This window comes from Butyrivibrio sp. CB08 (assembly GCF_003625485.1).
Lineage (GTDB): Bacteria > Bacillota > Clostridia > Lachnospirales > Lachnospiraceae > Butyrivibrio.
The window spans coordinates 435,575-458,793 of record NZ_RAIR01000001.1; the positions used below are offsets into that span (position 1 = coordinate 435,575).

21 protein-coding genes and 1 tRNA gene are annotated in these 23,219 nt (G+C 42.4%); 10 read left to right on the top strand and 12 right to left on the bottom strand.

Annotated elements, in window-relative coordinates; all coding sequences use genetic code 11:
* The first annotated feature begins 5 nt into the window (after positions 1-5).
* From D6855_RS01920 to D6855_RS01930, 3 genes are read left to right on the top strand one after another with little or no spacing between them, the layout of a single operon-like run.
* Positions 6-515, top strand: a complete 510-nt coding sequence (locus tag D6855_RS01920; protein ID WP_120737477.1) for a VOC family protein — start codon at positions 6-8, stop codon at positions 513-515.
* Positions 512-988 (top strand): VOC family protein, encoded by a 477-nt coding sequence (locus D6855_RS01925; protein ID WP_120737479.1) that lies wholly within the window; start codon positions 512-514, stop codon positions 986-988. The genes D6855_RS01920 and D6855_RS01925 overlap by 4 nt, the downstream gene beginning before the upstream one ends.
* Before the next feature lie 42 nt (positions 989-1,030).
* A complete protein-coding gene (locus D6855_RS01930; protein ID WP_120737481.1) occupies positions 1,031-2,152 on the top strand; it encodes a DUF362 domain-containing protein in 1,122 nt (373 codons plus the stop codon).
* Between the two features lie 81 nt (positions 2,153-2,233).
* Here D6855_RS01930 and D6855_RS01935 read toward each other — a convergent pair whose 3' ends face one another.
* From D6855_RS01935 to D6855_RS01945, 3 genes are all read right to left on the bottom strand, one after another.
* Positions 2,234-3,073, bottom strand: coding sequence for a hypothetical protein (locus D6855_RS01935; protein WP_120737483.1), 840 nt, complete (start codon positions 3,071-3,073; stop codon positions 2,234-2,236).
* Between the two features lie 62 nt (positions 3,074-3,135).
* Positions 3,136-4,944 carry a S41 family peptidase gene (locus tag D6855_RS01940; protein ID WP_158589443.1) on the bottom strand — a complete coding sequence of 603 codons (1,809 nt, stop codon included), beginning with the start codon at positions 4,942-4,944 and terminating at the stop codon, positions 3,136-3,138.
* A gap of 117 nt (positions 4,945-5,061) precedes the next feature.
* On the bottom strand, positions 5,062-5,307 hold the full coding sequence (locus D6855_RS01945) for a hypothetical protein (RefSeq protein WP_120737487.1): 246 nt from the start codon (positions 5,305-5,307) through the stop codon (positions 5,062-5,064).
* 242 nt (positions 5,308-5,549) lie between these two features.
* On the opposite strand from D6855_RS01945, the gene yaaA reads away from it, so the two are divergent.
* Genes yaaA through D6855_RS01965 form a run of 3 tightly spaced genes read left to right on the top strand, consistent with a single transcriptional unit; the run spans position 5,550 to position 8,268 of the window.
* Positions 5,550-6,296, top strand: a complete 747-nt coding sequence (gene yaaA, locus D6855_RS01950; RefSeq protein ID WP_120737489.1) for a peroxide stress protein YaaA — start codon at positions 5,550-5,552, stop codon at positions 6,294-6,296.
* Between the two features lie 45 nt (positions 6,297-6,341).
* On the top strand, positions 6,342-7,802 hold the full coding sequence (locus tag D6855_RS16655) for an SGNH/GDSL hydrolase family protein (protein ID WP_158589444.1): 1,461 nt from the start codon (positions 6,342-6,344) through the stop codon (positions 7,800-7,802).
* Between the two features lie 22 nt (positions 7,803-7,824).
* On the top strand, positions 7,825-8,268 hold the full coding sequence (locus tag D6855_RS01965; RefSeq protein WP_120737491.1) for a hypothetical protein: 444 nt from the start codon (positions 7,825-7,827) through the stop codon (positions 8,266-8,268).
* Between the two features lie 156 nt (positions 8,269-8,424).
* On the opposite strand, the gene D6855_RS01970 is transcribed toward D6855_RS01965, so the two are convergent.
* The 3 genes from D6855_RS01970 to D6855_RS01980 form a co-directional block, all read right to left on the bottom strand.
* On the bottom strand, positions 8,425-9,078 hold the full coding sequence (locus D6855_RS01970; protein WP_120737494.1) for a nitroreductase family protein: 654 nt from the start codon (positions 9,076-9,078) through the stop codon (positions 8,425-8,427).
* A gap of 499 nt (positions 9,079-9,577) precedes the next feature.
* A tRNA-Met gene (locus D6855_RS01975) sits at positions 9,578-9,651 on the bottom strand.
* A gap of 78 nt (positions 9,652-9,729) precedes the next feature.
* Positions 9,730-10,368 (bottom strand): MBL fold metallo-hydrolase, encoded by a 639-nt coding sequence (locus D6855_RS01980; protein ID WP_120737496.1) that lies wholly within the window; start codon positions 10,366-10,368, stop codon positions 9,730-9,732.
* Between the two features lie 120 nt (positions 10,369-10,488).
* On the opposite strand from D6855_RS01980, the gene D6855_RS01985 reads away from it, so the two are divergent.
* The 4 genes from D6855_RS01985 (at position 10,489) to D6855_RS02000 (ending at position 14,780) form a co-directional block, all read left to right on the top strand.
* Positions 10,489-12,306, top strand: a complete 1,818-nt coding sequence (locus D6855_RS01985; protein WP_120737498.1) for a TaqI-like C-terminal specificity domain-containing protein — start codon at positions 10,489-10,491, stop codon at positions 12,304-12,306.
* A 71-nt stretch (positions 12,307-12,377) separates the two neighbouring features.
* Positions 12,378-12,560 carry a hypothetical protein gene (locus D6855_RS01990; RefSeq protein WP_120737500.1) on the top strand — a complete coding sequence of 61 codons (183 nt, stop codon included), beginning with the start codon at positions 12,378-12,380 and terminating at the stop codon, positions 12,558-12,560.
* Positions 12,561-12,759: 199 nt separating this feature from the next.
* Entirely contained in the window at positions 12,760-13,734 is a 975-nt protein-coding gene (locus D6855_RS01995) for a phosphotransferase family protein (protein ID WP_120737502.1), read from the top strand.
* Positions 13,735-13,757: 23 nt separating this feature from the next.
* Positions 13,758-14,780: a CPBP family intramembrane glutamic endopeptidase gene (locus D6855_RS02000; RefSeq protein ID WP_120737504.1), complete on the top strand. Its 1,023-nt coding sequence runs from the start codon at positions 13,758-13,760 to the stop codon at positions 14,778-14,780.
* 59 nt (positions 14,781-14,839) lie between these two features.
* Here the strand turns inward: D6855_RS02000 and D6855_RS02005 are convergent, their stop codons facing one another.
* From D6855_RS02005 to D6855_RS02030, 6 genes are all read right to left on the bottom strand, one after another.
* The gene (locus D6855_RS02005; protein ID WP_120737506.1) at positions 14,840-16,141 is read right to left on the bottom strand and encodes a HAMP domain-containing sensor histidine kinase; all 1,302 of its coding nucleotides are present in this window, start codon (positions 16,139-16,141) and stop codon (positions 14,840-14,842) included.
* Positions 16,138-16,863: a response regulator transcription factor gene (locus D6855_RS02010; protein ID WP_120737508.1), complete on the bottom strand. Its 726-nt coding sequence runs from the start codon at positions 16,861-16,863 to the stop codon at positions 16,138-16,140. The genes D6855_RS02005 and D6855_RS02010 overlap by 4 nt, the downstream gene beginning before the upstream one ends.
* Before the next feature lie 38 nt (positions 16,864-16,901).
* Positions 16,902-19,280, bottom strand: coding sequence for an ABC transporter permease (locus D6855_RS02015; protein WP_120737510.1), 2,379 nt, complete (start codon positions 19,278-19,280; stop codon positions 16,902-16,904).
* Between the two features lie 29 nt (positions 19,281-19,309).
* Positions 19,310-20,128 (bottom strand): ABC transporter ATP-binding protein, encoded by an 819-nt coding sequence (locus D6855_RS02020; protein WP_120737512.1) that lies wholly within the window; start codon positions 20,126-20,128, stop codon positions 19,310-19,312.
* A complete protein-coding gene (locus tag D6855_RS02025; RefSeq protein ID WP_120737514.1) occupies positions 20,128-21,513 on the bottom strand; it encodes an efflux RND transporter periplasmic adaptor subunit in 1,386 nt (461 codons plus the stop codon). The genes D6855_RS02020 and D6855_RS02025 overlap by 1 nt, the downstream gene beginning before the upstream one ends.
* A 198-nt stretch (positions 21,514-21,711) precedes the next feature.
* Positions 21,712-23,211: an alanine/glycine:cation symporter family protein gene (locus D6855_RS02030; RefSeq protein WP_120737516.1), complete on the bottom strand. Its 1,500-nt coding sequence runs from the start codon at positions 23,209-23,211 to the stop codon at positions 21,712-21,714.
* Between the last annotated feature and the right edge of the window lie 8 nt (positions 23,212-23,219).

Here is a 23,219-nt window from a genome sequence, read left to right on the forward strand (position 1 = left end):
TAAAGATGGCAATAGGAACAAAGAGCGTTGTTCACATCGCTTTTGTTGTAAAGGATATAGAAAAAACAATTGATAACTGGTCAAAGCTTTTGGGGCTAACTGAGAGACCTGATATCTGGAATATTCCAGGACCTGACGTAGCACCCACACTTACAAATGGTAAGCCTGAGCTCTATCAGAACTGCAGGATCAGTGTTATTAAGCTTGATAATCTGGTACTTGAGATCGTGCAGCCTGGAGATGAGCCAAGCCCATGGAAGACATATCTTGAAAAGCACGGAGAGGGCTTCCAGCACATGGCATTTCTTGTTCCTGACGAAGAGGAGGCAAGAGCTACCATCAAGGAAGTTACAGGAGCTGAAGCAGAGTATCACATCGGCTACTACCCTGGACAGAGCTACATGTTTTTTGATACCTTTGACGCCTTAAAGACAGAACTGAACATTAAGGTGGATGGTGATTATACAGGCATTATTGCCGACTTACAAAAAGAGATAAAGGAGAATCAGAAATGAGTTTAAAAGCTATTTTACAGAGCGCAAAGTTTGCCCAGGTTGGATTTGTGGTACACGATATCGAGGAGACCAAGAAGCAGTACAGCCTTTTGTTTGACTGCGTAGCTCCTGAGACTCAGCCAGGCGGAGAATATGAGATCACTCAGACTACAGTATTTGGAAATCCAGCTCCAGAGGCAGGATGCAAGCTCGCTTTCTTTGATATGACACCAGGAGTACAGCTTGAGCTTATTGAGCCCAACAAGGCTCCTTCAGTATGGAGAGATCACCTTGATAAGTACGGAGAGGGAATACATCACATCGCATTTAACGTAGACGATGCTGACCCTGTTATTGAGCAGCTTAAGGCCGAGTTTGGCGCTGTTGTTGAGCAGGTTGGTAACTACGGCGATGGAAGCGGAAGATATATTTATTTATCACTTCATGACAAATTAAAATGCAGAATTGAGCTTCTTGAGAGTTATAATAAATAATAGTAGTGATGTTTATGGCTCGAAAGGTATGGGGTGATTCTTATGGAGAAGGCGAAAGTATTTTTTACCGATTTTAGGACGAAGTTAGATGTTCCTCAGACAGCTAAACTTCAGAAGCTGATCAGGAAAGCTGGTATCGGGGATATCGATTTTGAGGGCAAGTTTGTTGCTATCAAGATGCATTTTGGTGAGCTTGGCAACATGTCATATCTGCGTCCTGGTTATGTTAAGGCTGTGGCTGATGTTATCAAGGAACTTGGCGGTAAGCCATTCCTTACAGACTGTAACACACTGTATCCGGGCAGCCGCAAGAACGCAGTAGATCACCTTTATAATGCAGAAGTTAACGGCTTTAACAGCGTGACAACTGGATGCTATATCATCATTGCTGATGGACTTAAGGGCACAGATGAAGCTGTTGTTCCGGTTCCTGGCGGAGAGTACTGTAAGGAAGCTCAGATTGGAAGAGCTCTCTACGACGCGGATATCATCATCTCACTTTCTCACTTCAAGGGACACGAGATGACTGGCTTTGGTGGTGCTATCAAGAACATCGGAATGGGCGGTGGAAGCCGTGCTGGCAAGATGCAGCAGCACAATGATGGTAAGCCTGTTGTTGACCCTGAGCTTTGTAAGAATTGCCATATTTGTGCAAGGGAGTGCGGATCTGATGCTATTTCCTACGACACAGGTAAGGCATTTATCAACCAGGATCTGTGTAAGGGCTGTGGACGCTGTATCGGAGCATGTGCTTTTGATGCTATAAGCGCTCAGGACGACAGCGCAACAGAGGCTCTTTGCTGCAAGATGGCTGAGTATACAGCTGCTATCTGCGATGGCAAGCCTTGCTTCCATATCAGTCTTATCATGGACGTATCACCTAACTGTGACTGTCACGGTGAGAACGATGCTCCGATCCTTCCAAATATCGGAATGCTGGCATCCTTTGACCCTGTGGCTCTTGATCAGGCCTGTGCAGATCTGTGTCTTGCTGCAGAACCTGTTAAGAACAGTCAGCTTGGTGATCACCTCTCTCAAGAAGGATGGCATCATCACCACGACCACTTCCTGGATTCCAATCCAAATGTTAAGTGGAAAGAGACCTTGGAGCATGGCGAGAAGATTGGCCTTGGAACAAGGGATTATGAACTTATTAAGATGTGAGTTTTAAGAAAATTAAAAGGAATGGCGCAGTAAGCGTCATTCCTTTTTGTTTTAGTGAGTATTTTGGCCTGCTGGATGAAATTACCAGTCAGAATCCCAGTCTGTTCCCCCTGAATCCCAGCTGTCGTCAGAGCCCCAATCATAATCTGAGTCGCTGTCTGAATCGCTGGTGGAGTGGTAGTAATCATAGTAAGATGAATCGTCCCAGTCCCCAACGTAGTAAGAATTATTCCAGTCCTTGGACATGTAGTATTCGTCGTAGTTGGACTCAATAGCGGTTGGGATAGTGGTGTCGTCAAAGTAACCATATCTTTCCCATTCGTTGTCATCCCAGTAGAACCAGTCACCCTGATAGTTGTAGAGGATAGCAGAGTCGTACTGGTAGTAACCGTTATGTCTGTTCTTGATGGGAACTATTATAAGTGAACCAACAAAAGCTGCGATAAATGCAATGATCCAGAACCAGAAGAAAAATTCGCTAATTAAAAGTGAAAGCTTACTCTGTTTCTTTCTGCCTTTGCCTGAACTTCTGGTGCCGCTTTTTTTCTCGCTGTTTAAGTGCTTCTGATGTACAATCTCATCCTTGAGTCTCTGGTACAGCTCATTGACAGCGTACTGTTCATCCTTGCCCTGATATCTTACAGCCCTTGTACCATCAGCCTTGTTCTTGTAGACGATGAAATCTCCAGTTGATTCATCCTTGTAGATACCGAAGGCCTTGGGTTTTTTGTAGTCCTGTCCAATAAAGAATCTGGTAACTTCCGGAGCCGGGAGATTTCTCTTTTTATACCAGTCCTTGAGTTCTTCTATAGTTTTGGGTTTACCAGTATTTTGGTGGGAAGGATTCGGTGCTCCGCAGGAGGGACATTTCTCCTGGGTATCCTCGTAGGTGTTCCCACAATAATCGCATTGAATCTTCATAGTAACCTCTTGGTAATATATCTTGCGACCTGATGTCACACCTGCATATTATAACCGACCCGTCAGGGTTTGGAAAGATAGTGATTGTTTACGATAGAAACGATTTGCTTTGGATCATAGAGGGATGGATTACCAGATCCATCACCCGGAACTACGCTCATTGGATAGTCTGGTTCTGCGCCTCCATCAACGCCCTTATATTTTGAATCTGTCATGGTGAGAGATGAAGAGAGCTGGTAGGAGTTAAATTCATCAGGCAGTACCAGCGAGTTTACATAGCATCCACCGCCTCCGGAAGTTTCACCAAGCATTGGAATGCCGTGTTCTTTTGCAAGAACCGCAGCGTAGTTTCCGCTGGAATATGTATATCCTGATATCATGAATGCGTAGTTAAAATCGAATTTCGTCTCAGCATCCATATCGTCAATGGTGCCATCCGGATTTTTATCCGCATGAAAAACTCTTTTCATACGACTGCCCGTATTCACGTCATAGTTGTAAGCGTACACATCTTCCCCACAGATCATAGTGAGGATATATCCCATTACCTGATCGCTTCCGCCTCCGTTTATAGAAAGGTCTATAACGAAGTTGTCACAGCCATTTTCTTTAGCATATTTTAATGCATCCAGGAAAGGCTTTTCTCCGGAGCTCATGCGGACAACATCATCCGTAAAGCTGTCAAACTGAAAGATGGCTGTATTGTCAAAAAGATAAATAGAAGCGACTTCTTCTTCGTACTCATTTGTCCAAATCTTTGATGGAATGCCAAATCCTTCCATGCGCTGATTATACAGATTAGCATTTTTGACCGTGCCGATTTCCCACAAAGATATAAGATCATTAACTGTGTCTTTGGCAGATGGATCCTCATTAAGGAGTTCTCGATAAGCATTGCTTAACGCAGAATCATCATTGTATAGCAATGTGAACAAAAAAGGACTGCTGACAAAAGTATGCCCGCCATCAAACAACAGACAGTCCAGCATGGTAAGTCCATTGACAAATTCTGCTTTATTAGTGGAAGTAAGATAGTTCTTCATTTTCTTAAGATCTATCCCTTCCATGGTTCCACCTTTTTCAAGAGTTTTATCAAGACCAATGGCTTTAAGACTGTCCACGAATTCCTGAGAATGTGCTCGCGGCGGCCTTCCATAAAGGTTTTCAAGTGAAAAGCACAGTTCATGATATGCGTGGGATGCTACATCTGCCTCTCTGGTCAGAGTGTCATAGTACGCTTCCTCTTTTTGCAGCATTTCGTGTGCCTCATCAGAGGAGGAACCACTTCTGATCAGATAGATCGATCCATCGATATAGTCTGCATAGGTTAAGCTCTGATCAAGAATATCTGACCAGGTGGAAAGAGGGAGAAATACCTGTCCATCCTGAGTGCAGATATCCATTTCGTAGCGGGAGAGGTCATAGGTTACTTTTGGATCTCCTTTTTGAGATACAAGAATAGTATCCACGTAATCAACCATGGTCTCGTCTTTTTTGCCGACTACGAAGTCCTCGTATTTTTCAAAAGTCAGGGTTTCCTTTTTTGTGTCTACCTTAAGTTTGCTTCCGGTCTTTCCGGTGTTTTTATTTTTCCCTGTGACTACAAAATGATTGCCCTTTCCTGTCAGGGAATAATCAGAATCTCCTCCGTAGACCAGGTCCAGATATTGTTCCAGGCTGACATAGGGGATATTTGGCGTGGCATCTTTAAATACACAGGTAAGCTCTGATTTTTCAGTGCTTCCTGTGTCATAAACTGTTATTTGTTTTTGGGTAAAAGAGCTTTCTTCTTTCGAAGCGTTATTTCCGCAGCCAAATAGGAGTGTTGCAGGAATTATAAGCCCTAAAGCGACAATCAGCCTTTTCTTCATTAGACTTCTCCGATCATGAAAGAGCAAACGCTGAAAAAAGACCCTCATGTGACTGGTCATCATAGAAGGTCTTTATCATCAGTTTTTATGTAGTACGTTATCTGTTACTGGAAGCACTTAATATCTTGCAAGGGTTCCAGTATTTTTGGTGCTGGCCATACGACCTTTTTTTGCATTATTAGCAAGAGCTGCGTTGTTTGCGACACCGCCCTTCTTTGCGTTATTTGCGAGAGCAGCGTTGTTGGCAAGAGCTGCATTGTTAGCAAGAGCAGCCTGACTTCCGCCAGTAACATTTTCAAGCTCATCAGCGTTAAGGATACCCTCAGTGTTCTCAATCAGATTCTTCTTGTTATTTGGTGCCATATCGTTCCTCCTTATATTTGGGATTATTCAACTTGGTTATTCTTTTATACGAATGAAATTACAACACGGCAAAAAATAAGTGTATTAATAATCACTTATCTAATTATAGAATAAGGAGAGTGATGTGTAAACGATAAGACGTTTATACAATTCTTATAATTGCGAAAAATAAATATAAAATTTGTTAATGAGCTAATACCAGATGGTAAAATAGTATATGCATAATAGAGGTAAAACATAAATTGAAGATCATATTATCACCAGCAAAGAAAATGAATACCGATACGGATACCCTTGAGTATGATGGACTTCCTGTATTTCTTGATCAGACTGAAGGAATACTGAAATGGCTTAAAGCGCAGTCTCATGACTACCTTCAAAAGCTCTGGGGATGTAACGACAAAATTGCTGAGCAGAACTTTCGGCGCTTAAATGAGATGGATCTTAGGAAGAATCTGACCCCTGCGATCCTTTCATATGAGGGAATAGCTTACAGGTACATGGCACCAGCTGTGTTTGAGGACAGCTCTTTTGACTATGTCCAGGAACATCTCCGTATTCTGTCAGGATTCTACGGAGTGTTAAAGCCCATGGACGGCGTAACTCCCTATAGGCTTGAGATGCAGGCAAAAGCCAGTATTGATGGAAAACAGGATCTGTATGAACTGTGGGGATCCAGACTCTATCAGGAAGTAATTGATGATTCTCATGTTATAATCAATCTTGCTTCAAAAGAGTATTCAAAATGCATAGAGAAATATCTTAAAACTGATGACAAGTACATAACAGTCACATTTGGAGAGATGGTAAAAGGAAAGCTTGTCACCAAGGGCACTTATGCCAAGATGGCCAGAGGAGAGATGGTACGATTCATGGCTGAAAACCAGATTGAAGATCCAGAGCAGATAAAGCGATTCGACAGGCTTGGTTATGTATACAGAGAGGATCTTTCTGGAGAAGGTGAGATAGTATTTGAGAGAATGGTATAATCTATTTAAATCACCGATGATTTAATTTAGGAGAATAGGATCCGGATGAAGAAGATATTTAAGGAACTTGGTACAAGAGAGATCATCATTATCTCATCAGTAATTTTCGCGGTTACATTTGCAATCATTCTGTTCATGGCGATCAAGAAGGGGGCTATGGACAGAGCTGGGGGTGAGGACGGCAGTGATAGTCAGGTTGTAAGTGAGGAAACAGCGGCTGGTGATGAGGATATGCCCGTAATTGAGACGGCAACTGAAGGGATGAAGGCTGAATCAACCCCGGATACAACTGTACTTGCAAAGAAAGAAGGCGCTAAGGATGGATACCTTAACAGATGCGTCTTCCTTGGCGATTCCAGAACTGTAGCTATGGTTAACTACGGCTTTTTTAACGATGATGCGGCTCTTGCGCAGATTGGCATATCGCATCCGGCATTTGCATCCAATAAGTTTATTAATAATGCGGGTAAAGAATATACTCTAAAAACGTATCTTTCGTCTCATCAGGCTCCGGTCATCTATATTCTTCTGGGAGTAAACGGAATCAATGATCCCAGCGAGTCACATTATCAGAAAACATTTATTTCTCTTATAGACAGTGTTATCGAGATGGCGCCCAATTCCAATGTTGTCCTTGTGGCGATAGGTCCTGTCGATGATAACGGAATCTATAAAAACAGTGTTCAGAACGCATGGATAGATAAATACAATAATTTTCTATTGGAAACAGCAAAAGAAAAACATATTTTCTATCTCGATATCGCTGAAATCCTCAAAGGATCTGACGGACAGGTCAAATCTGAGTATAACGGCGGTGACGGGCTTCATTATTCCGGAAAAGGATGCGAGGCTATATTCAGGTATATAGTAGAGCATCCTGTGCCAGGAATATCTGATGACGGAAAATATGTAGTTAAGTATATTAAGCCTGATCCAAACAGGATGAAGGTTACCATGGGCGAAGATTCAGGAATCGATGAAGAGAAGCTTAAGGATCTCATGGATATGATGATGGGAAACGAGACTGTATCAGAGGCCGACACTCTAAACAGTGAGGAAACGGAAGAGGAACTGCGCTTAAAAGAAGAGGAAGAGAGACTAAAAGCTGAAGAGGAAGAGAAGCTTAAAGAGGAAGAAGAAAAGAAAAAGAAAGAGGAAGAAGAGAAAAAGAAGAAGGAAGAGGAAGAGCGAAAGAAAAAAGAAGAGGAAGAGCGAAAGAAGAAGGAAGAGGAAGAAAAACTAAAAGAGGAAGAAGAGGAAAAGAAAGCCGAAGAGGAAGAGCAAAAGAAGAAGGAAGAGGAAGAGAAAAAGAAAAAGGAAGAGGAAGAGCGAAAGAAGAAGGAAGAGGAAGAAAAAAAGAAAGCTGAGGAAGAATCCCAAAAAGAGGAAGAAGAGTCCGGAAAAGAGGAAGAATCCGAACAGAAAGAAGATGAGGGAAACTCCGAAGGAACTGAAAAAGAAGAATCCTCATCTCAGTCAGAAGGAGAAACAGGAAACGAGCCGTAATGAGAAATTCTGCGAGGAAATTATGAAAAAGAGAAATGTAATTGTACCGGTATTATTATGTGTAGCTACTCTTATGTCAGCATGTGGTAAGAAGAACACAACAGAGACCACTTCATTGTTTGAGCCGATGAGTACTGAGACAGAGTCACAGCAGGAGACACCAGCTCAGCCTGATGTTATTACAGAAGATCAGGCATATGCTGCTGTTATAAACTACAATAAAGCTATCGGTTCTGGTATCGATGGAGAAATAAATTCTGAAGGATATTCAGAGTATTGGGATGTTTCGACAAATGCTGATGGAAAAATAGTCGTGTTGTATCGCTCTTACACAGGAGCGCAGACATTCTATTATGTAGAACCAACATCAGGAGAGACTTATGTAACAGAACTTGTTCCAGGAATTATAGATGAGGAACAGGAAACCGGCGAAAAATTCAATGCAAGAGATTATTTGGGTGAATAATACTTAATTTTTTCAAAGCCTCATTCTGGCAGACTTTCAGATTAATAAACAAAACCACTATCTCATTATGGGATAGTGGTTATTTGTGTAAACTGGAAGTTATCAGCTTTTATTTTTCAGCCAGAAAAACACTTCTGTAATGCTCAACCTTAGGAATCATACCCATTCAAAGCTGTCTTTTTCCGCTCCCAGCTCAAAGTGGTATTTCACAAGACCTGTATCCACACCGGTAAAGATGCCGTTATCGCAGGAGATAGATACCTTATTTCCTTTACCTTTGATGGTGAATGCCTGTTTTGCCAGTGCGGTAGGTGCCAAGAGTGCTGCTTCAATGCCGCTCTTAAACCACTGTGGTGCTTCTCCGTCGTATGAACTGACCTGTTCTGCTGTCTTTGTCTTATGTGGAACACCTTGTGTCTGGCCATAACCAACAGCGATGATTCCTACGGGCTTTGCACCTTCGATTTTTTCCTGTGCTCCTTTTCGGTTATAGGTTCCTCCGACCCACCATGTATTCAGTCCCAGCGTCTGTGCGTAAAGCATCAGATCAGCTCCACAGTATCCACACAGTTCATCTGCACCATCAGGCCCGGCCATGATAAAGAAATTGTTGACCCCCTTAGCGAGGATCAGTTTGATCACACCGGGAACAGCACTATCATCATTGGTCATCAATTTGATAGATAGTCCATACTGCTCATTATTCTCTCTTACCCGATGATTCAACTTTTCTACGATATCCTCCGGAATAGGTTCATCAGTGTACTTTCGAACCATATGACGTTCTTTCATTGCCTGCTTCATATCCATGTTATTTACCTCCTCGCACCTCGGTGCCTGTTTATAAGAGAAATGAATATTCCTACAAATCCCGATTTATCGATTTGTTATGCTAAAGATATTACTACACCACAAATTAAAAATCCAAGTTTTTATTGACTTACAGTATACAGAACTGTATAGTCTAAAAAAGGATGTAGCGTATCTAGCTACACCCTCACAAATCTAAATTATCATAGAATTTCCATATTTACAGAGAAAATTTCAAAGTCTCTTTTTCCTGCCATTCATTTTTTTTCCTCGTATAAATAAAAGGATGTAAAAATACGAGATGTGCATGGCGCATGAATGGAGGAAAAATATTATGGAAAACAGAAAGAACATTTTTAGAGCAATCGCAGGTATCGTGTTAGCAGGCTGTCACAGAAACCACTGCTGCATGCGCTATGGCTTACGTTAAACTCTCATTATTGCTGAAGATATTCCCCATAACGCAAAAAGGAAGTGCAATCTGCACTTCCTTTTTTAGTAGCGAGAGGGGGACTTGAACCCTCGACACCGCGGGTATGAACCGCGTGCTCTAGCCAGCTGAGCTACCTCGCCATAACTGCCTGCTCATTGGAGCCGACTAAGATAATATAACGCGAACAGGCCTATATTGTCAACAACTAATTTGCGATTTTAAAACTTTATTTTTTCGACAACTTTGATGGGGGCTTTTACCAGTGCAGCAAAGTCTTTCGCATCTGATGGCCTTCCAACAGTAGAGCCGTAGTGAGTAGGAATAGCATACTCGGGAGCGATGATGTTGATAAGCTCTGCGGCCTTTCTGGAATCCATGGTATAAGTTCCGCCAATTGGAACGAGAGCAATGTCGCACTTAACCTGTTTGGCTTCCTTGGTTACACCTGTATCACCGGCGATATAGATTCTCTTTCCATCAATGCTCAGAATATATCCAACCCACTCAGCACGCCTTGGATGGAAAGGTTTGATGTTGTTGTAAGCGGGAATAGTCTCAATAGTCATAGCGCCAATTTCTCTGGTGACGCCAGGCTCAACACCAATGATCTCTGAAGTCTCGCGTTCAAATTCCATGGCGTCGTCTATCATACTCTCTGGAGCCACGATAACAGTAGAGTCGCCAATGACTTTCCTGATATCATCAATCGAGAAGTGATCATAGTGAGGGTGGGTAATGAAGATGTAATCAGCATCGTTGTAATTGTCCGCAATCTGAAAAGGATCAACGTAGATCATTCCCACGCTGCTCTTTATTCTGAGACTGCTATGAATTAGAACCTCAATGTTATCAACCATAATCTTCCTTGCCCATTTACAACTAAAGACTATTAATTGTTCCAATTTCAGTATAATATATAAATAAGATTAATCGCAAATGTGATAGATCATTTGCAAAAGTTTTGGTGGGAGAAATGTATGAGGAAGCAGCTTACTTTATCACAGCTCTGCAGCGAGCTGTCCATATCTATGGCTACAGGCCGCAACTGGCTTCGTCTTGGCAAGATCTCCCCATCTGGTTTTGATAAGAAGACTCCACTTTTTGATTCAGTCTATGTTTCCAATCTGAAAAAAGATATTGAGTCTGGAAGGAACACTTCTCTTAAGAGCCGTAGAAACAAGAAGTACAAATCCGGTTTTGATCTGTACTATTCCTATGTTTCAAAATCATCTCCAAACATTTCATCAGTGCTAAGTGTACTGAACTATATCAAGGAAAAAGAGCTGACAGTGGACGAGGCTCTTCTTAGAACTCTCCTTTCTGATTGTGCGCTTCAGCTTATGAAGGATAAAACACAGGGAGCCTTTCTTTTAGATGACCTTCTTAATGGAAAGACTTTGACTGAGAAATTCAGGAAAGCACATCAGGAGCTCTTTTCCATAAGCTATACATATATTCCAACAGAAGACACTCTGGGGCTTCTATACATTTCACTCAGTAACCTCACTAAGAGAAAGGCCAGCGGATCTTACTTCACGCCAACAGAGGTGGTTGGTAAGCTCTGCGACAATCTCTTTTCCAATGGATCCTTTGAGGGAAAAGAAATCCTGGATCCCTGCTGCGGAACTGGCAACTTTATCTTGCAGCTCCCTGAGGGAATTAAGAACGAGCAGGTCTACGGTAATGACATCGATGAGATCAGTGTGAGCCTTTCCAGGATAAATTACGCACTAAAGTACGATGTCTATGATAAGAAGAAAATCTATAGTCATATCACTCAGTCAGATTTTTTGAAGATGAGTGATAAAAGAAAATTTGACTACATCATTGGTAACCCGCCATGGGGAAGTGAAGATCCCTATGACGCCTTTGTGGAGAAGGGGATTAAGAGCCTTAGGAAAAACGGACATCTTTCTTTTGTTCTGCCTGAATCGATATTAAGCGTTAAGGCCCATAAGAGCATCAGAGAATTTCTGCTTGGTCGTTGCAACTTTGAATATGTTGAATACCTTGGAGAAGTGTTCCATGGTGTTCAGTGCCCTTCTATAATTCTGCATGCGAAATATACTGGTAAGCCATTTAGTAGTAAGGGACTTGTGATTAAGGATGGAAGCAGAGAATTTACTATTGGGACTTCAAGGACGGCCGATGCATCTTCATTAAGCTTTAGAATCACTGATGATGAATATGAAGTCATCAGGAAAATGGAAAGTATCGAGAATAAGACGACTCTGAAAGGCCATGCTGTCTTTGGACTTGGAATAGTAACTGGTGACAACAAGAAGTTTATATCAGATGTTAAGACTGCCGACAATGAGCCTGTTCTAAAGGGAACTGATATTAGTAAGTTCAAATATGAAGTGTCCAATAACTTCATGCATTTTGAACCTGACAAATTTCAACAGGTTGCTAAGACAGAAGTTTATCGTGCCAAAGAAAAACTTCTATATCGCTTCATTAGTAAAGAGTTAGTCTTTGCCTATGATGACACTGGAATCCTTTCTCTCAACAGCTGCAACATCCTGATTCCACAGATACCAGGACTAAGTATGAAGTACGTAATGGCTGTCCTCAATTCCAGCGCTGCGCAGTTCTATTATTCAAAGATGTTTGGATCAGTTAAGGTACTTAGATCTCATCTTGAGCAGATACCGATTCCTGTCGCTGATGCCAAAAACCAGAGGGCTATTGTTAAGCTGGTAGACGAGATAATTGAGTCAGGAAGCGCTTTGGCAAGGCAAAAGCTGGATAAAAAGATTGCGGGGCTCTATGGACTGCCGCTTCAGAATTTATAAATCTTTAAGATTTGTTTTCTCGGAAAAGAGGTACAATAGTCCTTGTGTGATATTCATATGAGGAGGGAAATATGAAAAAGAGAGAGTCTGTTGTACTTCAGAATAAAACTGCCAGCGTTGAGCTTGAGGAGACACTTGCTTCATTGGGGGCGCTTTCAGCAGTGATGAGGATCAGGAAATGTTATCCTATCTCAGATTCATTTAACAGTTTTGATCATCATCAGGTAGAAGACGTAAACCTTCGCCTGGCATGACAGTTAGTAATAAAGGGTTATACATAATGCGTACAGTCTGCAGAGGCTGTACGCTTTCTTTTTGCCTAAAGGGAAACTCCAGCAAAATCTTCTCTACAAAATCAGTGTAAAACCTGTCAACATCCGTGCGGATAATCATGAATTTGAATATTTATGCGATACTAGGCTCAGGAGGAGACTTACAGACAAGGAGGAGACTATGGTTAAGAGCAAAACAAAATACGAAGCGACTGAAATGGAGATCAGAAAACTTTTTTCCTTCCATGACATTGGTGAAGTGGAAGAGATAGCACTTCTTGGAAATGGTGAGTTCAATGCGGCCTACAAGGTAAGCTGCAAGGACGCACGCAGCTACGCCCTAAAGATCGCACCTCCAGAAGGAGCCAGCATCTTAAGCTATGAAAAGAACATGATGGCTTCGGAAGTTTTCTGGTACAAAAAGATGCATGAGAACACAGATATTCTCTGCCCTCAGGTTTATGTAGAGGACTTCTCGGAAAATATCATCAAGAGCAAATGCTTCATCATGCAGCTAATGGATGGAGAGCCTTTGTGGGCAGCCAACCTTTCTGATGATGAATACGAAAGCGTACAGAGACAGAAGATAGAGATGCTCACCAAGATCCATAAGATACATAATGATAAGTTTGGCTACATTCAGACCGGCCTTTATGACACCTGGTATGAAGCCCTTAAGTCCATGGCCAGTTCCCTGGTTAATGACTGTAAAAACCTGGGCTACGAAACACCAGATGGAGAGAAGTTCATAGCCATGATAGATAAGCACAAGGATCTGCTTAAGTCAGTTCCCTGCCGTATGGTAAACTTCGACCTATGGGACAGCAACGTCCTATATAGCAAGGGCACGATATGCTGGATAGATCCTGAGCGCGGGTTCTGGGGAGACCCCGTTGCAGACTTCATAACTCTTGGACCTGGTCAGAAGGCACCTCTTTCTGCCAAGGAAAAAGAGCTGTCAATCTATAACGAGACAGCTAAGGAGAAGATAGTTCTAACCAGTGAAACAGAAATAAGATATGCCCTTGCAGTCTGTTATCTTGCACTTATCGAAGAGGTTGAGAAGTACGTTAGATATGAACCTGATGAGCCTAACTATATTAGAAACACGATAGATGCAAGAGACATGTATGACATGGCCTTTGGAATACTCTAAGGCAAAGAGAGGAGAATGAAAAAATGATACAAGCAAAAGAAGCGTACTCAAAGATTGGTATGAGGTATACGCTAACCTACTTGCTTTACCTGGCAATCTGGATATTAGCTCTTTTTATTATTGGCTTAACTGGACTTCTTGAGAGTTTAGATTCAGGCATATTAACAGTTGTTGACATGGTACTTCGTTTTGCGATGCTCTATCCGCTTATGTACCTGGTTATCAGAAATGTGCCCAAATTTGACATCCCCAAGAAGAAGCTTGGAGCAGGAAAATTTATCGCATGTGCCATCATCGGATACACCATTATGTATCTTTCAAATCTTTGCGGCATGATCCTTAATGGTATTGCTGGAAGATTTACAGGCAAAGGCGCGGTTGTACCCCTTCTTGATGCCTTCGAAGATACTAATCCAACTGTATGGCTTATATTTGCTGTTTTCCTTGCACCTGTATTTGAAGAGCTGCTGTTTAGAAAGTTTATCATCGACAGAGTGGGCAATTTTGGAGAGCTTCCAGCAATGCTTATTTCTGGTCTGATGTTTGGTCTTTTCCATCAGAACCTTTCACAGTTCGTTTATGCAACTACCCTTGGAATGTTTTTTGCATTCATTTACATAAGGACAGGCAGGGTCATATATACAATCCTTCTTCACATGATCATAAATGGCATCAATACTCTCGTTACAAGAAATGCCATGGGAAATGTTGATGTAGGAGAGATGATAAGACTTCTCAACAACGGTGACACTGAAGGGTATATGCAGTTTGTTCAGGAAAACAGTGCAGCCCTTACAGGAATGATGTTTATTGGTTTTGCAGTGATCATCCTCGTTATTGTTGGAATCGTTCTTATGATAGTAAACAGGAAAAGAGTTAGATTTGCATATCATCCAGGAGAGGTTGAAAAGGGACACAGATTTAACACCACAATGGTGAATCCTGGAATGCTTCTTTACACAGCATTCTTTGTGGCAATGGTTGTTCTGGCACAGTTTGGTATCGATATAGTAGCCACTGTTGCTCAGATCCTTAAACTTATATAATTCCATAAATAATTAAAGGAATGGCCTACGCCATTCCTTTTTTGTTTGCTAAGGGAGAATCACACTTTTCTAAGCAGCAGTTCAACCACAAATCCGCCGTCATTGTAGTATTCCATACCTCCGCCCTGTTTGTTCATGTACATCTTACACAGGTACATTCCAAGGCCGTATCCGGATTTATCAGAAGAGTTCTTGCCTCGATAATACTTTTCAGAGATAAGTGGAAGATCGTCCTTATCAACGCCAGGACCATAGTCCCTTATACGTATCTTGATAAAGCTTCCGCTCTTTCCATCGGCCATCAGCATATCTTCAGTTTCGGAGAAAGAAACTGAAATATCAGTTCCAGCGTACTTGGTGGAGTTACCAATAATGTTATCGATTACCTGATCCATGCGCTGTCTGTCCATGTAGACAAGACATGGGTGGATGTGATTTTCTAATACGATTTTTCCATAAGAGGAGAGTGAACGTATTCTTTCTTCAAGAAGAACAGTGCTTTCTTCTTTGACGTTTAGCTCTACCTTTTCCATTTTCTCAAGGCTTGCGTGCATCACGTCACTCATGAGAGCACTTACGCTTTGGGCTTTGGATGAGATGGTCCGAACCTTATCAAGGGTGTCCTGGCATTCCTCTATGGGAGCGCCTTCTTCTTTCATTTTCCTTGAGTACTTAAGCTCTAGTACTTCACAGGTTGCTCCGATTACAGAAAGCGGAGTTTTGATGTCATGGCTAAGGCCCTGGATCAGCTCTTTTCTTGCTATCTCAGCCTGTCGCTCACGGCTGATGGAGAGTTTTATCTGTTCACGCATCATGTCAAAGCCTTCAACAAAGCTTCCAAACATGTTGTCCTTGCGGATGGGCAGAGGCTTATCAAGATCGCCCTTTGCTATGTTGATGGCGAAATCTTTAAGTTCTTCGATGGGTTTTAAAAAAGATCTGTTCATATAGAACATGAGAAGATAGCCAAGTACAAGGATAACTGCCCATAAAAGGGTGGCGGCGTAAAGAAACTGCTTCTTGGTATTGTCAAAGTTATCCAGCTTGTCATTCCATGCGACTTTTCCGATGTAGTCGCCATCCACTGTAAGGTCCAGGACAAGAGCGCCATCAACGTATAGTTCAGTGAGCTCCGGATTATTTATCTCTTTTGCCATAATGATCTCGCAGGAGTATTTTTCCTCAGCAAAAGACTCAGGCATCCCGTTTTCGAGATCCTGTTCTATCTGGTGAAGCTGATCGTTATAGTATACGATGTCTCTTTTTCCATACTGGGTCTTTTCAGAAATCCTGTAGAAGAGTGAGATTCCTATGACCATGAGTATGGTAAAAGAAATAAATATCCTCTTTAAATTTTTCATGACAGCTCTAAAATGTATCCCGTTCCCCAAACAGTCTTAATGAGCTTTGGCTCGTTGGGATTTTCCTCAATCTTTTCACGAAGCTTCCTTATATGTACGTTAAGCGTACTGTCGCTGAAAAAAGTATCTCCCCACACCTCGTCGAAGAGAACTTCCTTTTTTACTATTGTGCCCTTGTACTGATAGAGACAGTTAAGAAGGGCATATTCCTTGGCTTTTAGAGGGATGCTGTTTCCTTTGATGATGACGGACATGGTTGGATAGTCCATTATAAAATCCTTGGAAGGTGACGCACCCTCATCACCATTATCAGAAGCAGAAGCAGCATCTCCACTTGTTGTTGCCTCTTTCATCTGGGCAATCCTCTTAAGGTTTACCTTGACCTTTGCCAGAAGGATAGAGAGACTGTAGGGTTTCTTGATGTAGTCGTCGCCGCCGATGGACAGAGCAATAAGGACATCATCGTCGCTCTGTCTTGCGCTGATAAACAGGATAGGAAGCTGCATGTCTTCCCTGAGTTTTTTGCAGACATCAAACCCTGAGCCGTCTCCAAGGTTTATATCAAGGAGCACCAGATCAGTGGTATTTCCTTCTTCGAAAAATGTAAGACAGGACGCCGCGCTGTCTACATATTCTGTAGAAACGTCGAACATCCTGAAATACTCTGCAGTCATTTTTGCTAATTCAATTTCATCATCCACAATAAGACAGTTGTAATGCATAACGTCATCTCCGTATGGATTATTGTAACATAAATCTATTATTCTTCGGTAATCATCTTAACAGGTTCAAGGCTCTTTATCCTGCGTCCCATCACAGCTGCGGTCAAAAGAGCTACTCCGCAGATTATGATGGCCGTGAGAATATAGGATAAAACTCCGATGGTGAAGGTTACTTTCTTAAATCCAAAGATTGAGAATGTAGCCACCATGAGCTTACCTCCCAGGACAGGAGAGAGAAGCAGTCCTAATGTAACACCAATAAGAATTGCAGGAAGGTTTGACATCATAACCTGGAAGATGAGCTGCCTTGATGTAAAGCCAAGAGCCTTACTTACACCCAGGTTTCTCCACTGCTTGTTGATGTTGGTCCTGACAATAAGTGATTCAACAAAGGCCACCACAAGGATAGTGATAAGTACTACGAAATATGTAAAGACCTTCATTCCTGAGGTGATAATACCAACAGTCTGGTGGGCAGCTTCTGCGTAGTCGGAGACAGTTACTTCTGGATAGGACTCCTTAAACTCTTTCTCAAAATCCGCAAAGGTCACGCCGTCCTTAAAGTTAACGCAGATATTCATGGTTTCTGGAAGAGAGGTTACCTTTGAGAGACCGTCTGTAGTCATGAATGCCATCATTCCCATGTTGTTCATGGTCTGGCAGATTCCGCATACGATGTAGGATTCATCTGCCATGTTATTCTTAACTGTCACAACATCGCCGACTCCCGCTCCAAGCCTTGTGGATGTGTTGGTTGCCAGCATGACTTCATTTGGGTACTTGGGCCAGCGACCCTCTATAATGGAACCGCCAACAATGGTTGATGTATCTGAAAAAGATCTGGTGGTGATACTCTGCTTGTTCTTTTTGTAATAGTAGTTGACACTCATCCAGGACTCACGTCTGGTGTTTTTAACGGTCTTCATGCTTTGGACATTCTTTTCCATGATCTCGTCTCCGGAGAGGAATGCGCCGTAAACATCAAAGCCTCCAGTTTCAAGGATGCCCTCATCGCTACCATAGGTGTCCGCCATTCCAAAGGCAACAATGGTAGATAAGGCAAGGATCATCATGATGAAGATTACGCCAAGCTGGTTCCTGAATCTTCCAAAGGTATCCTTCAGGGCCAGAGTCACTGCAATTGGAAAGGAAGTCTTGTCGAAAGAGAACAGGTTCTTTTTATAATTGTGAGTATTAACTCCGCCTCTAAGAGCAGACAAAACGCTTACCTTGCTGTATTCCCTGCCAAGCATTATGGTGAGGCCTGAGATCAGAAGGCAGATGCTGACAAATACTGTGATCGCCACTGGAATATTTACTGGCTGATTCCAACGTAGCCCCAGGGTAATGAGGATGATAATGCCAATCTTATCAAGAAGAAGAGCACCAACCACAATGCCTATAAGTGTGCCAAGACCTGAAACCAAAAGCAGCTGAAACAGCAGGATCAGGACAAGCTCTTTTACCGTGTAACCTGAAGCCTCCATGATGGCTGTGTTCTTCATGTTCGTCATGATGAAATTCTTGACGCTGAAGTTGATGATGACAATAGCTATTGCCAGGATGATGATAGCGAAAAGAAATATCATAGCAACGAAGATGAGAGGAAGGATCATGGATCCTGTCTTCATAAGATCCGAAGGGATAACATTGATGCTTGGGATCTTTACATCAGGGTGAGAATTGGTGTAATCGTTGTACCAGTTTATAAGATCATCAGTGATCTGATCAGAGAGGGCGTTGGTATCAAGGTGCTTCTTTTGGGCTGTATCAGTAAGCTGTGATTTAAGATACCTTGAATCTGTGGCACCCTTGGGATTTTCAAACTTAACGTCCTCATACATCCTGTCAGATACATAGACCTTGTAGATACCAAGGTTTAAGGGCGAGCAAAAGATATTATCCTCGTTGTAACCTGCAACCTTAAGATCATAGATGTTATCGCCGATCTTTATCTGAATAGTGGAACCTATTTCAAAAGTGGTGCTAAAGGATACAGGGACTATTGCCTCGTTTCCTGAAAGCCCTGCGGGGTCTATGCTAAGGGTCTGGATCTTAGTATCTTTTTCATAGCTGCTAAGATAGAAGGGATATTCAATCCAGGTCTTGCTTCCTTTTTTTCGGTACTTGGATTCACAAGCAAGGTACTCCTGAGTCTCGAAGTTCTTAAGATATACATTGCCCCTCATGATCTCTTCAAGCTTATCAACGATTGGCTCGCTGTTTCCTACGATAACCAGAATATCAGCTGCGTTTATCTTTTCTCTGTTGGTGTCAATTACCTTACCTGTATCCACCAGGAAAGAGGCGCTGATAAAGATAAAAAGAGAAGCCAGAGCCGACAGGATAAAGAAGGTGATCATGTCGCTCTTTTGCTTTTTTATGTTATTCTTTGCGATAAAGAAAAATCTGTACACTGCGTAATCCTTTCAAATGATGACTGTAATTACCATCCCATATCCTGCAGGAAGTTTTTAAGACGCTGATGGCGGCTTCTGGCTTCTTCGATCATGGGATTGGCTTCATTCTTGTAATCTCCAACGTAGGGGCCAAGGTCGATCTCGTCGCTTATTACACCGTCTGCGAGATAGATGATCCTGTTGCCGCGCTCAGCAGCCTTGATGGTATGTGTGACCATAACAATGCTCTGGCCCTCGTCGTTTAAGTCGGAGAGGATATCAAGAACGTTTTCTGTATTCTGTGAGTTAAGAGCTCCAGTTGGCTCGTCTGCGAAAAGAACTTCAGGACTGTTTATAACTCCTCTGACCACCGCAACTCTTTGCTGCTGACCGCCAGACATCTGGGTTGGGAATTTACGGAAATCATTTTCTTCAATCTCAACCTTGTTAAGGAGTTTCTTGGCTTTTTCGGAAAGAGCCTTTCTGTCAGTAGTCTTTAAAAGACCGCAGACCATAACGTTATCCAGGGCGCTCATGCTGTCGTTAAGATAGTTTTGCTGGAAAACAAAGCCCACGTGGTCCCTTCTGAACATGGCGAGCTTGTCATTGTTAAAGGTCTGTATCTGGGTCTCGTCTTTGCCATCGCCAGTATAGTAGGTGATGGTGCCCATACTTGGTCTGTCCATTCCTGATAGAGCGTATAGGAGAGTACTCTTACCAGATCCTGAGTTACCCATGATTACTGTGAAGTCTCCTTTATATATGGAGAGGTTCAGATTCTTAAGTACGTGCTGCTGGACTGATCCGTTTGAAAATGTTTTAGATAGATCTCTTGCACTTAGTATTGTCTGTTTTTCCAAAGTCATTATTTATTCACCTTTACACCCATTCCGTCAGTTATTTCTTCAGAGTCTCTCCATACTACCAGATCGGATTCAACAAGACCTGATCTTATTTCTACCATGTCCTCATTTCTGATTCCACACTCGACAAACTCTTTTTCTGCCTTGCCATCCTTAGCAATAAATACATAGCTTCCTTCCTCATCCTCTGAAAGAGCTTCTAAAGGAATACGGATAACTTCTGAAAGATTGGCGGTATGTATTTTTGATTTTGCTTCAAGACCAAGAATGATGTCATCGGAAGGCTCATCAAGAGTGATCTCAATGCCAATACCTGTGCCTGTTCCAGACTCCTTGGTCATTCTCTCGATTCGTGATACCTTACCTGCGTAGTCCTTGTTTTTTATATTAACAGTAGCAGGCTGTCCTTCCTCAACATTCACTATATCATACTTATTTACACTGCTTTTTATAACAATGTCAGAAGTGGACTTAAGTGTAAGAAGCTGAGTGCCTCTTCCTATGGTGCTTCCTTCAGTTACGTTGATCTCTGTGACGATACCATCGAACTCTGCCTTGATGCCTTCCTTTGCTGCTGCGTAGTCTGCAAGCTTTTCGTTGCTTGAGATCTCATTGGCTTCCTTTACGGCTGTAAGATTTTCTTTTGCACCGGAAGTCATAAGAGCGTTTACTGTGCTGGCCTTCTGATTTGTCATCTCAGCCTTGTACTCTTTAAGGTTTGCAAGCTGTGTGTTAAGAGAGTCAAGCTCCTCCTGCATTCTTACGATGTCAGGATGGTATTGTTGCTCGTATACGTTGGTCTGGATGAGCTTCTGGAGGTTTTCATATTCATCAGAATCAGGCTTATCTGACCACTCAATGAGGGAAACCTGAAGCTTTGCGCCAAAGTCTGAAAGAGTAGCTTTCTTTTCAATAAGAGAGTTTGAAGTTCTTGTGATCTGAGCCTGGGTATCAGCGATCTGCTGATCAAGGACTGCCAGGTTTGTCTTTGCTTCGCTGTAGAGACCTGCTGTACGGCCGCCCATCTGCATTGAGTTGTTGTAGCTTCCAAGATCTGCCTTGGCCTGGAGATTTGTAAGGGCCTCAAGTCTTTCGATGTCTTCAAGATCGTAGGAGATGATAACGTCTCCCTTCTTTACAAAGTCGCCTTCCTTAATATTGATGCTTGCGATCCTTGCATCGATATCTGAGTAGTAAACCTTATCGAGGTTACTCTCTACATTTCCGTTTACTTCGATCTCGCTGTCTAAAGTTCCCTTATCTACTACATATGCATTTACAGACATTGCTGCGTTAGAACTTATGGAAACTCCGAAGATTGCTGTTGCTGCAACAAGCGCTGCGGAAATAAAAACTACTTTCTTATGTTCCTTTATTATTGTAATCATTTTTTTCCCCTTTTACTAAAACGTTTACTTTTGCTTCTGCAGTTACTTTACCGCTAAATTTTCCTTAAGTCTTAACCTGTCTCTTGTACAATTATTAATTGATTCTTAACTGGGCAGTTAAGAAATTAAAAAGTGCGAAGCTCTGCACCTTGGCAATAGCTTCGCACATATCTTTATTTATGGGGTTTTTGACTAAAGTTATGACACTTTTTGTATCTCCTGTTCGTGGAGCTCCTGAATCTCATCTACAGCAGAGAGCATAGGCTTTATCTTTTTACCTTTGATCTTTCTGTCTACGTAGTTCTGAGTGATCTTCATAACTGTTCCGGAAAGGGCGATGACTCCGATAAGGTTAGGAATCGCCATCATTCCGTTAAAGGTATCTGAAAGATCCCATGCGAGAGTGAGGTCCATGGTAGCACCAATTACTACGAACAGAACAAATACAATACGGTAGTACTTGGCTGACTTGGTTCCAAAGAGGTATTCAAAACCTCTGCTTCCGTACTGACTCCAGCCAAGAACTGTAGAGAAAGCAAAGAACAGGATAGCAATGGCGATAAATGCTGCACCAGCCTTTCCATAAACAGTTGAGAAAGCTTCAGCAACAAGGGCAGTTGAAACCGCGTCAGATATAACTTCTCCTGTATCAAGGTTAACAAGACCACTTGAAAGAACTGCAAATGCAGTAAGGGTACAAACGATGATGGTATCTGCAAAAACTTCGAAGATTCCCCACATACCCTGAACAACAGGCTCTCTTACGTTAGAAGAGGAGTGTACCATTACAGAAGAACCAAGACCTGCTTCGTTTGAGAAGACGCCTCGCTTCATTCCCCACTGCATAGCGTATGCAACGCCGCTTCCAACGATTCCGCCGCCTACGGCCTTCATTCCAAAGGCACCTTTGAAGATAGAAACAAAAACAGGACCGATCTTATCGTAGTTAACTACTACAATGGCAATGGCGCATACGAGATAGATGATAGCCATAAAAGGAACCAGTCTCTCAGTTACGGATGCGATTCTTTTAAGTCCGCCAACTATTACAAGTCCTGCAAGAGCCATAAGGATAACACCTGTGAAAAGAGTTGGGATTCCAAAGGCGGAATTCATATTTACTGCGATAGAGTTGATCTGGCTCATATTACCTATACCAAATGAAGCAATAACGCAAAATACACTGAACATAACCGCAAGGAATGCTCCAATCTGAGCACATCCCTTTTTCTCGCCAAGACCGTACTTGAGGTAGTACATGGCGCCTCCGCACCACTCGTTGCGTTCGTTTCTTCTTCTATAATAAATACCAAGAACGTTCTCTGAGAAATTGGTCATCATTCCAAAGAATGCTACGATCCACATCCAGAAGATGGCTCCAGGACCGCCGGAAAGTATGGCTGCTGCAACACCAGCAATATTACCAGTTCCTATTGTGGCTGCCAGAGCAGTGCACAGGCTCTGGAACTGAGATATCTGCATGTCATCCTTTCCAGTGTGGGCAGTTACATGCTTGTCTACAAAAATGCCCCCGATAGTGTTCTTGATCCAATGCTTAATGTGTGTGATCTGGAATACCCTTGTCAGGATAGTCATCAGTATTCCTGTTCCAACTAAAAGAACCAGCATGGGAAGTCCCCAGACAAACCCATTGACTGCGCCGTTGACCTGTTCAACGCTGCTTAAAAAATCACCCATAAAAATCT

Coding starts and splice junctions, on each gene's coding strand:
- D6855_RS01920 (WP_120737477.1), top strand. CDS start 6: ATGGCAATAGGAACAAAGAGCGTTGTTCACATCGCTTTTGTTGTAAAG.
- D6855_RS01925 (WP_120737479.1), top strand. CDS start 512: ATGAGTTTAAAAGCTATTTTACAGAGCGCAAAGTTTGCCCAGGTTGGA.
- D6855_RS01930 (WP_120737481.1), top strand. CDS start 1,031: ATGGAGAAGGCGAAAGTATTTTTTACCGATTTTAGGACGAAGTTAGAT.
- D6855_RS01935 (WP_120737483.1), bottom strand. CDS start 3,073: ATGAAGATTCAATGCGATTATTGTGGGAACACCTACGAGGATACCCAG.
- D6855_RS01940 (WP_158589443.1), bottom strand. CDS start 4,944: ATGAAGAAAAGGCTGATTGTCGCTTTAGGGCTTATAATTCCTGCAACA.
- D6855_RS01945 (WP_120737487.1), bottom strand. CDS start 5,307: ATGGCACCAAATAACAAGAAGAATCTGATTGAGAACACTGAGGGTATC.
- D6855_RS16655 (WP_158589444.1), top strand. CDS start 6,342: ATGAAGAAGATATTTAAGGAACTTGGTACAAGAGAGATCATCATTATC.
- D6855_RS01965 (WP_120737491.1), top strand. CDS start 7,825: ATGAAAAAGAGAAATGTAATTGTACCGGTATTATTATGTGTAGCTACT.
- D6855_RS01970 (WP_120737494.1), bottom strand. CDS start 9,078: ATGGATATGAAGCAGGCAATGAAAGAACGTCATATGGTTCGAAAGTAC.
- D6855_RS01980 (WP_120737496.1), bottom strand. CDS start 10,368: ATGGTTGATAACATTGAGGTTCTAATTCATAGCAGTCTCAGAATAAAG.
- D6855_RS01985 (WP_120737498.1), top strand. CDS start 10,489: ATGAGGAAGCAGCTTACTTTATCACAGCTCTGCAGCGAGCTGTCCATA.
- D6855_RS01990 (WP_120737500.1), top strand. CDS start 12,378: ATGAAAAAGAGAGAGTCTGTTGTACTTCAGAATAAAACTGCCAGCGTT.
- D6855_RS01995 (WP_120737502.1), top strand. CDS start 12,760: ATGGTTAAGAGCAAAACAAAATACGAAGCGACTGAAATGGAGATCAGA.
- D6855_RS02000 (WP_120737504.1), top strand. CDS start 13,758: ATGATACAAGCAAAAGAAGCGTACTCAAAGATTGGTATGAGGTATACG.
- D6855_RS02005 (WP_120737506.1), bottom strand. CDS start 16,141: ATGAAAAATTTAAAGAGGATATTTATTTCTTTTACCATACTCATGGTC.
- D6855_RS02010 (WP_120737508.1), bottom strand. CDS start 16,863: ATGCATTACAACTGTCTTATTGTGGATGATGAAATTGAATTAGCAAAA.
- D6855_RS02020 (WP_120737512.1), bottom strand. CDS start 20,128: ATGACTTTGGAAAAACAGACAATACTAAGTGCAAGAGATCTATCTAAA.
- D6855_RS02025 (WP_120737514.1), bottom strand. CDS start 21,513: ATGATTACAATAATAAAGGAACATAAGAAAGTAGTTTTTATTTCCGCA.
- D6855_RS02030 (WP_120737516.1), bottom strand. CDS start 23,211: ATGGGTGATTTTTTAAGCAGCGTTGAACAGGTCAACGGCGCAGTCAAT.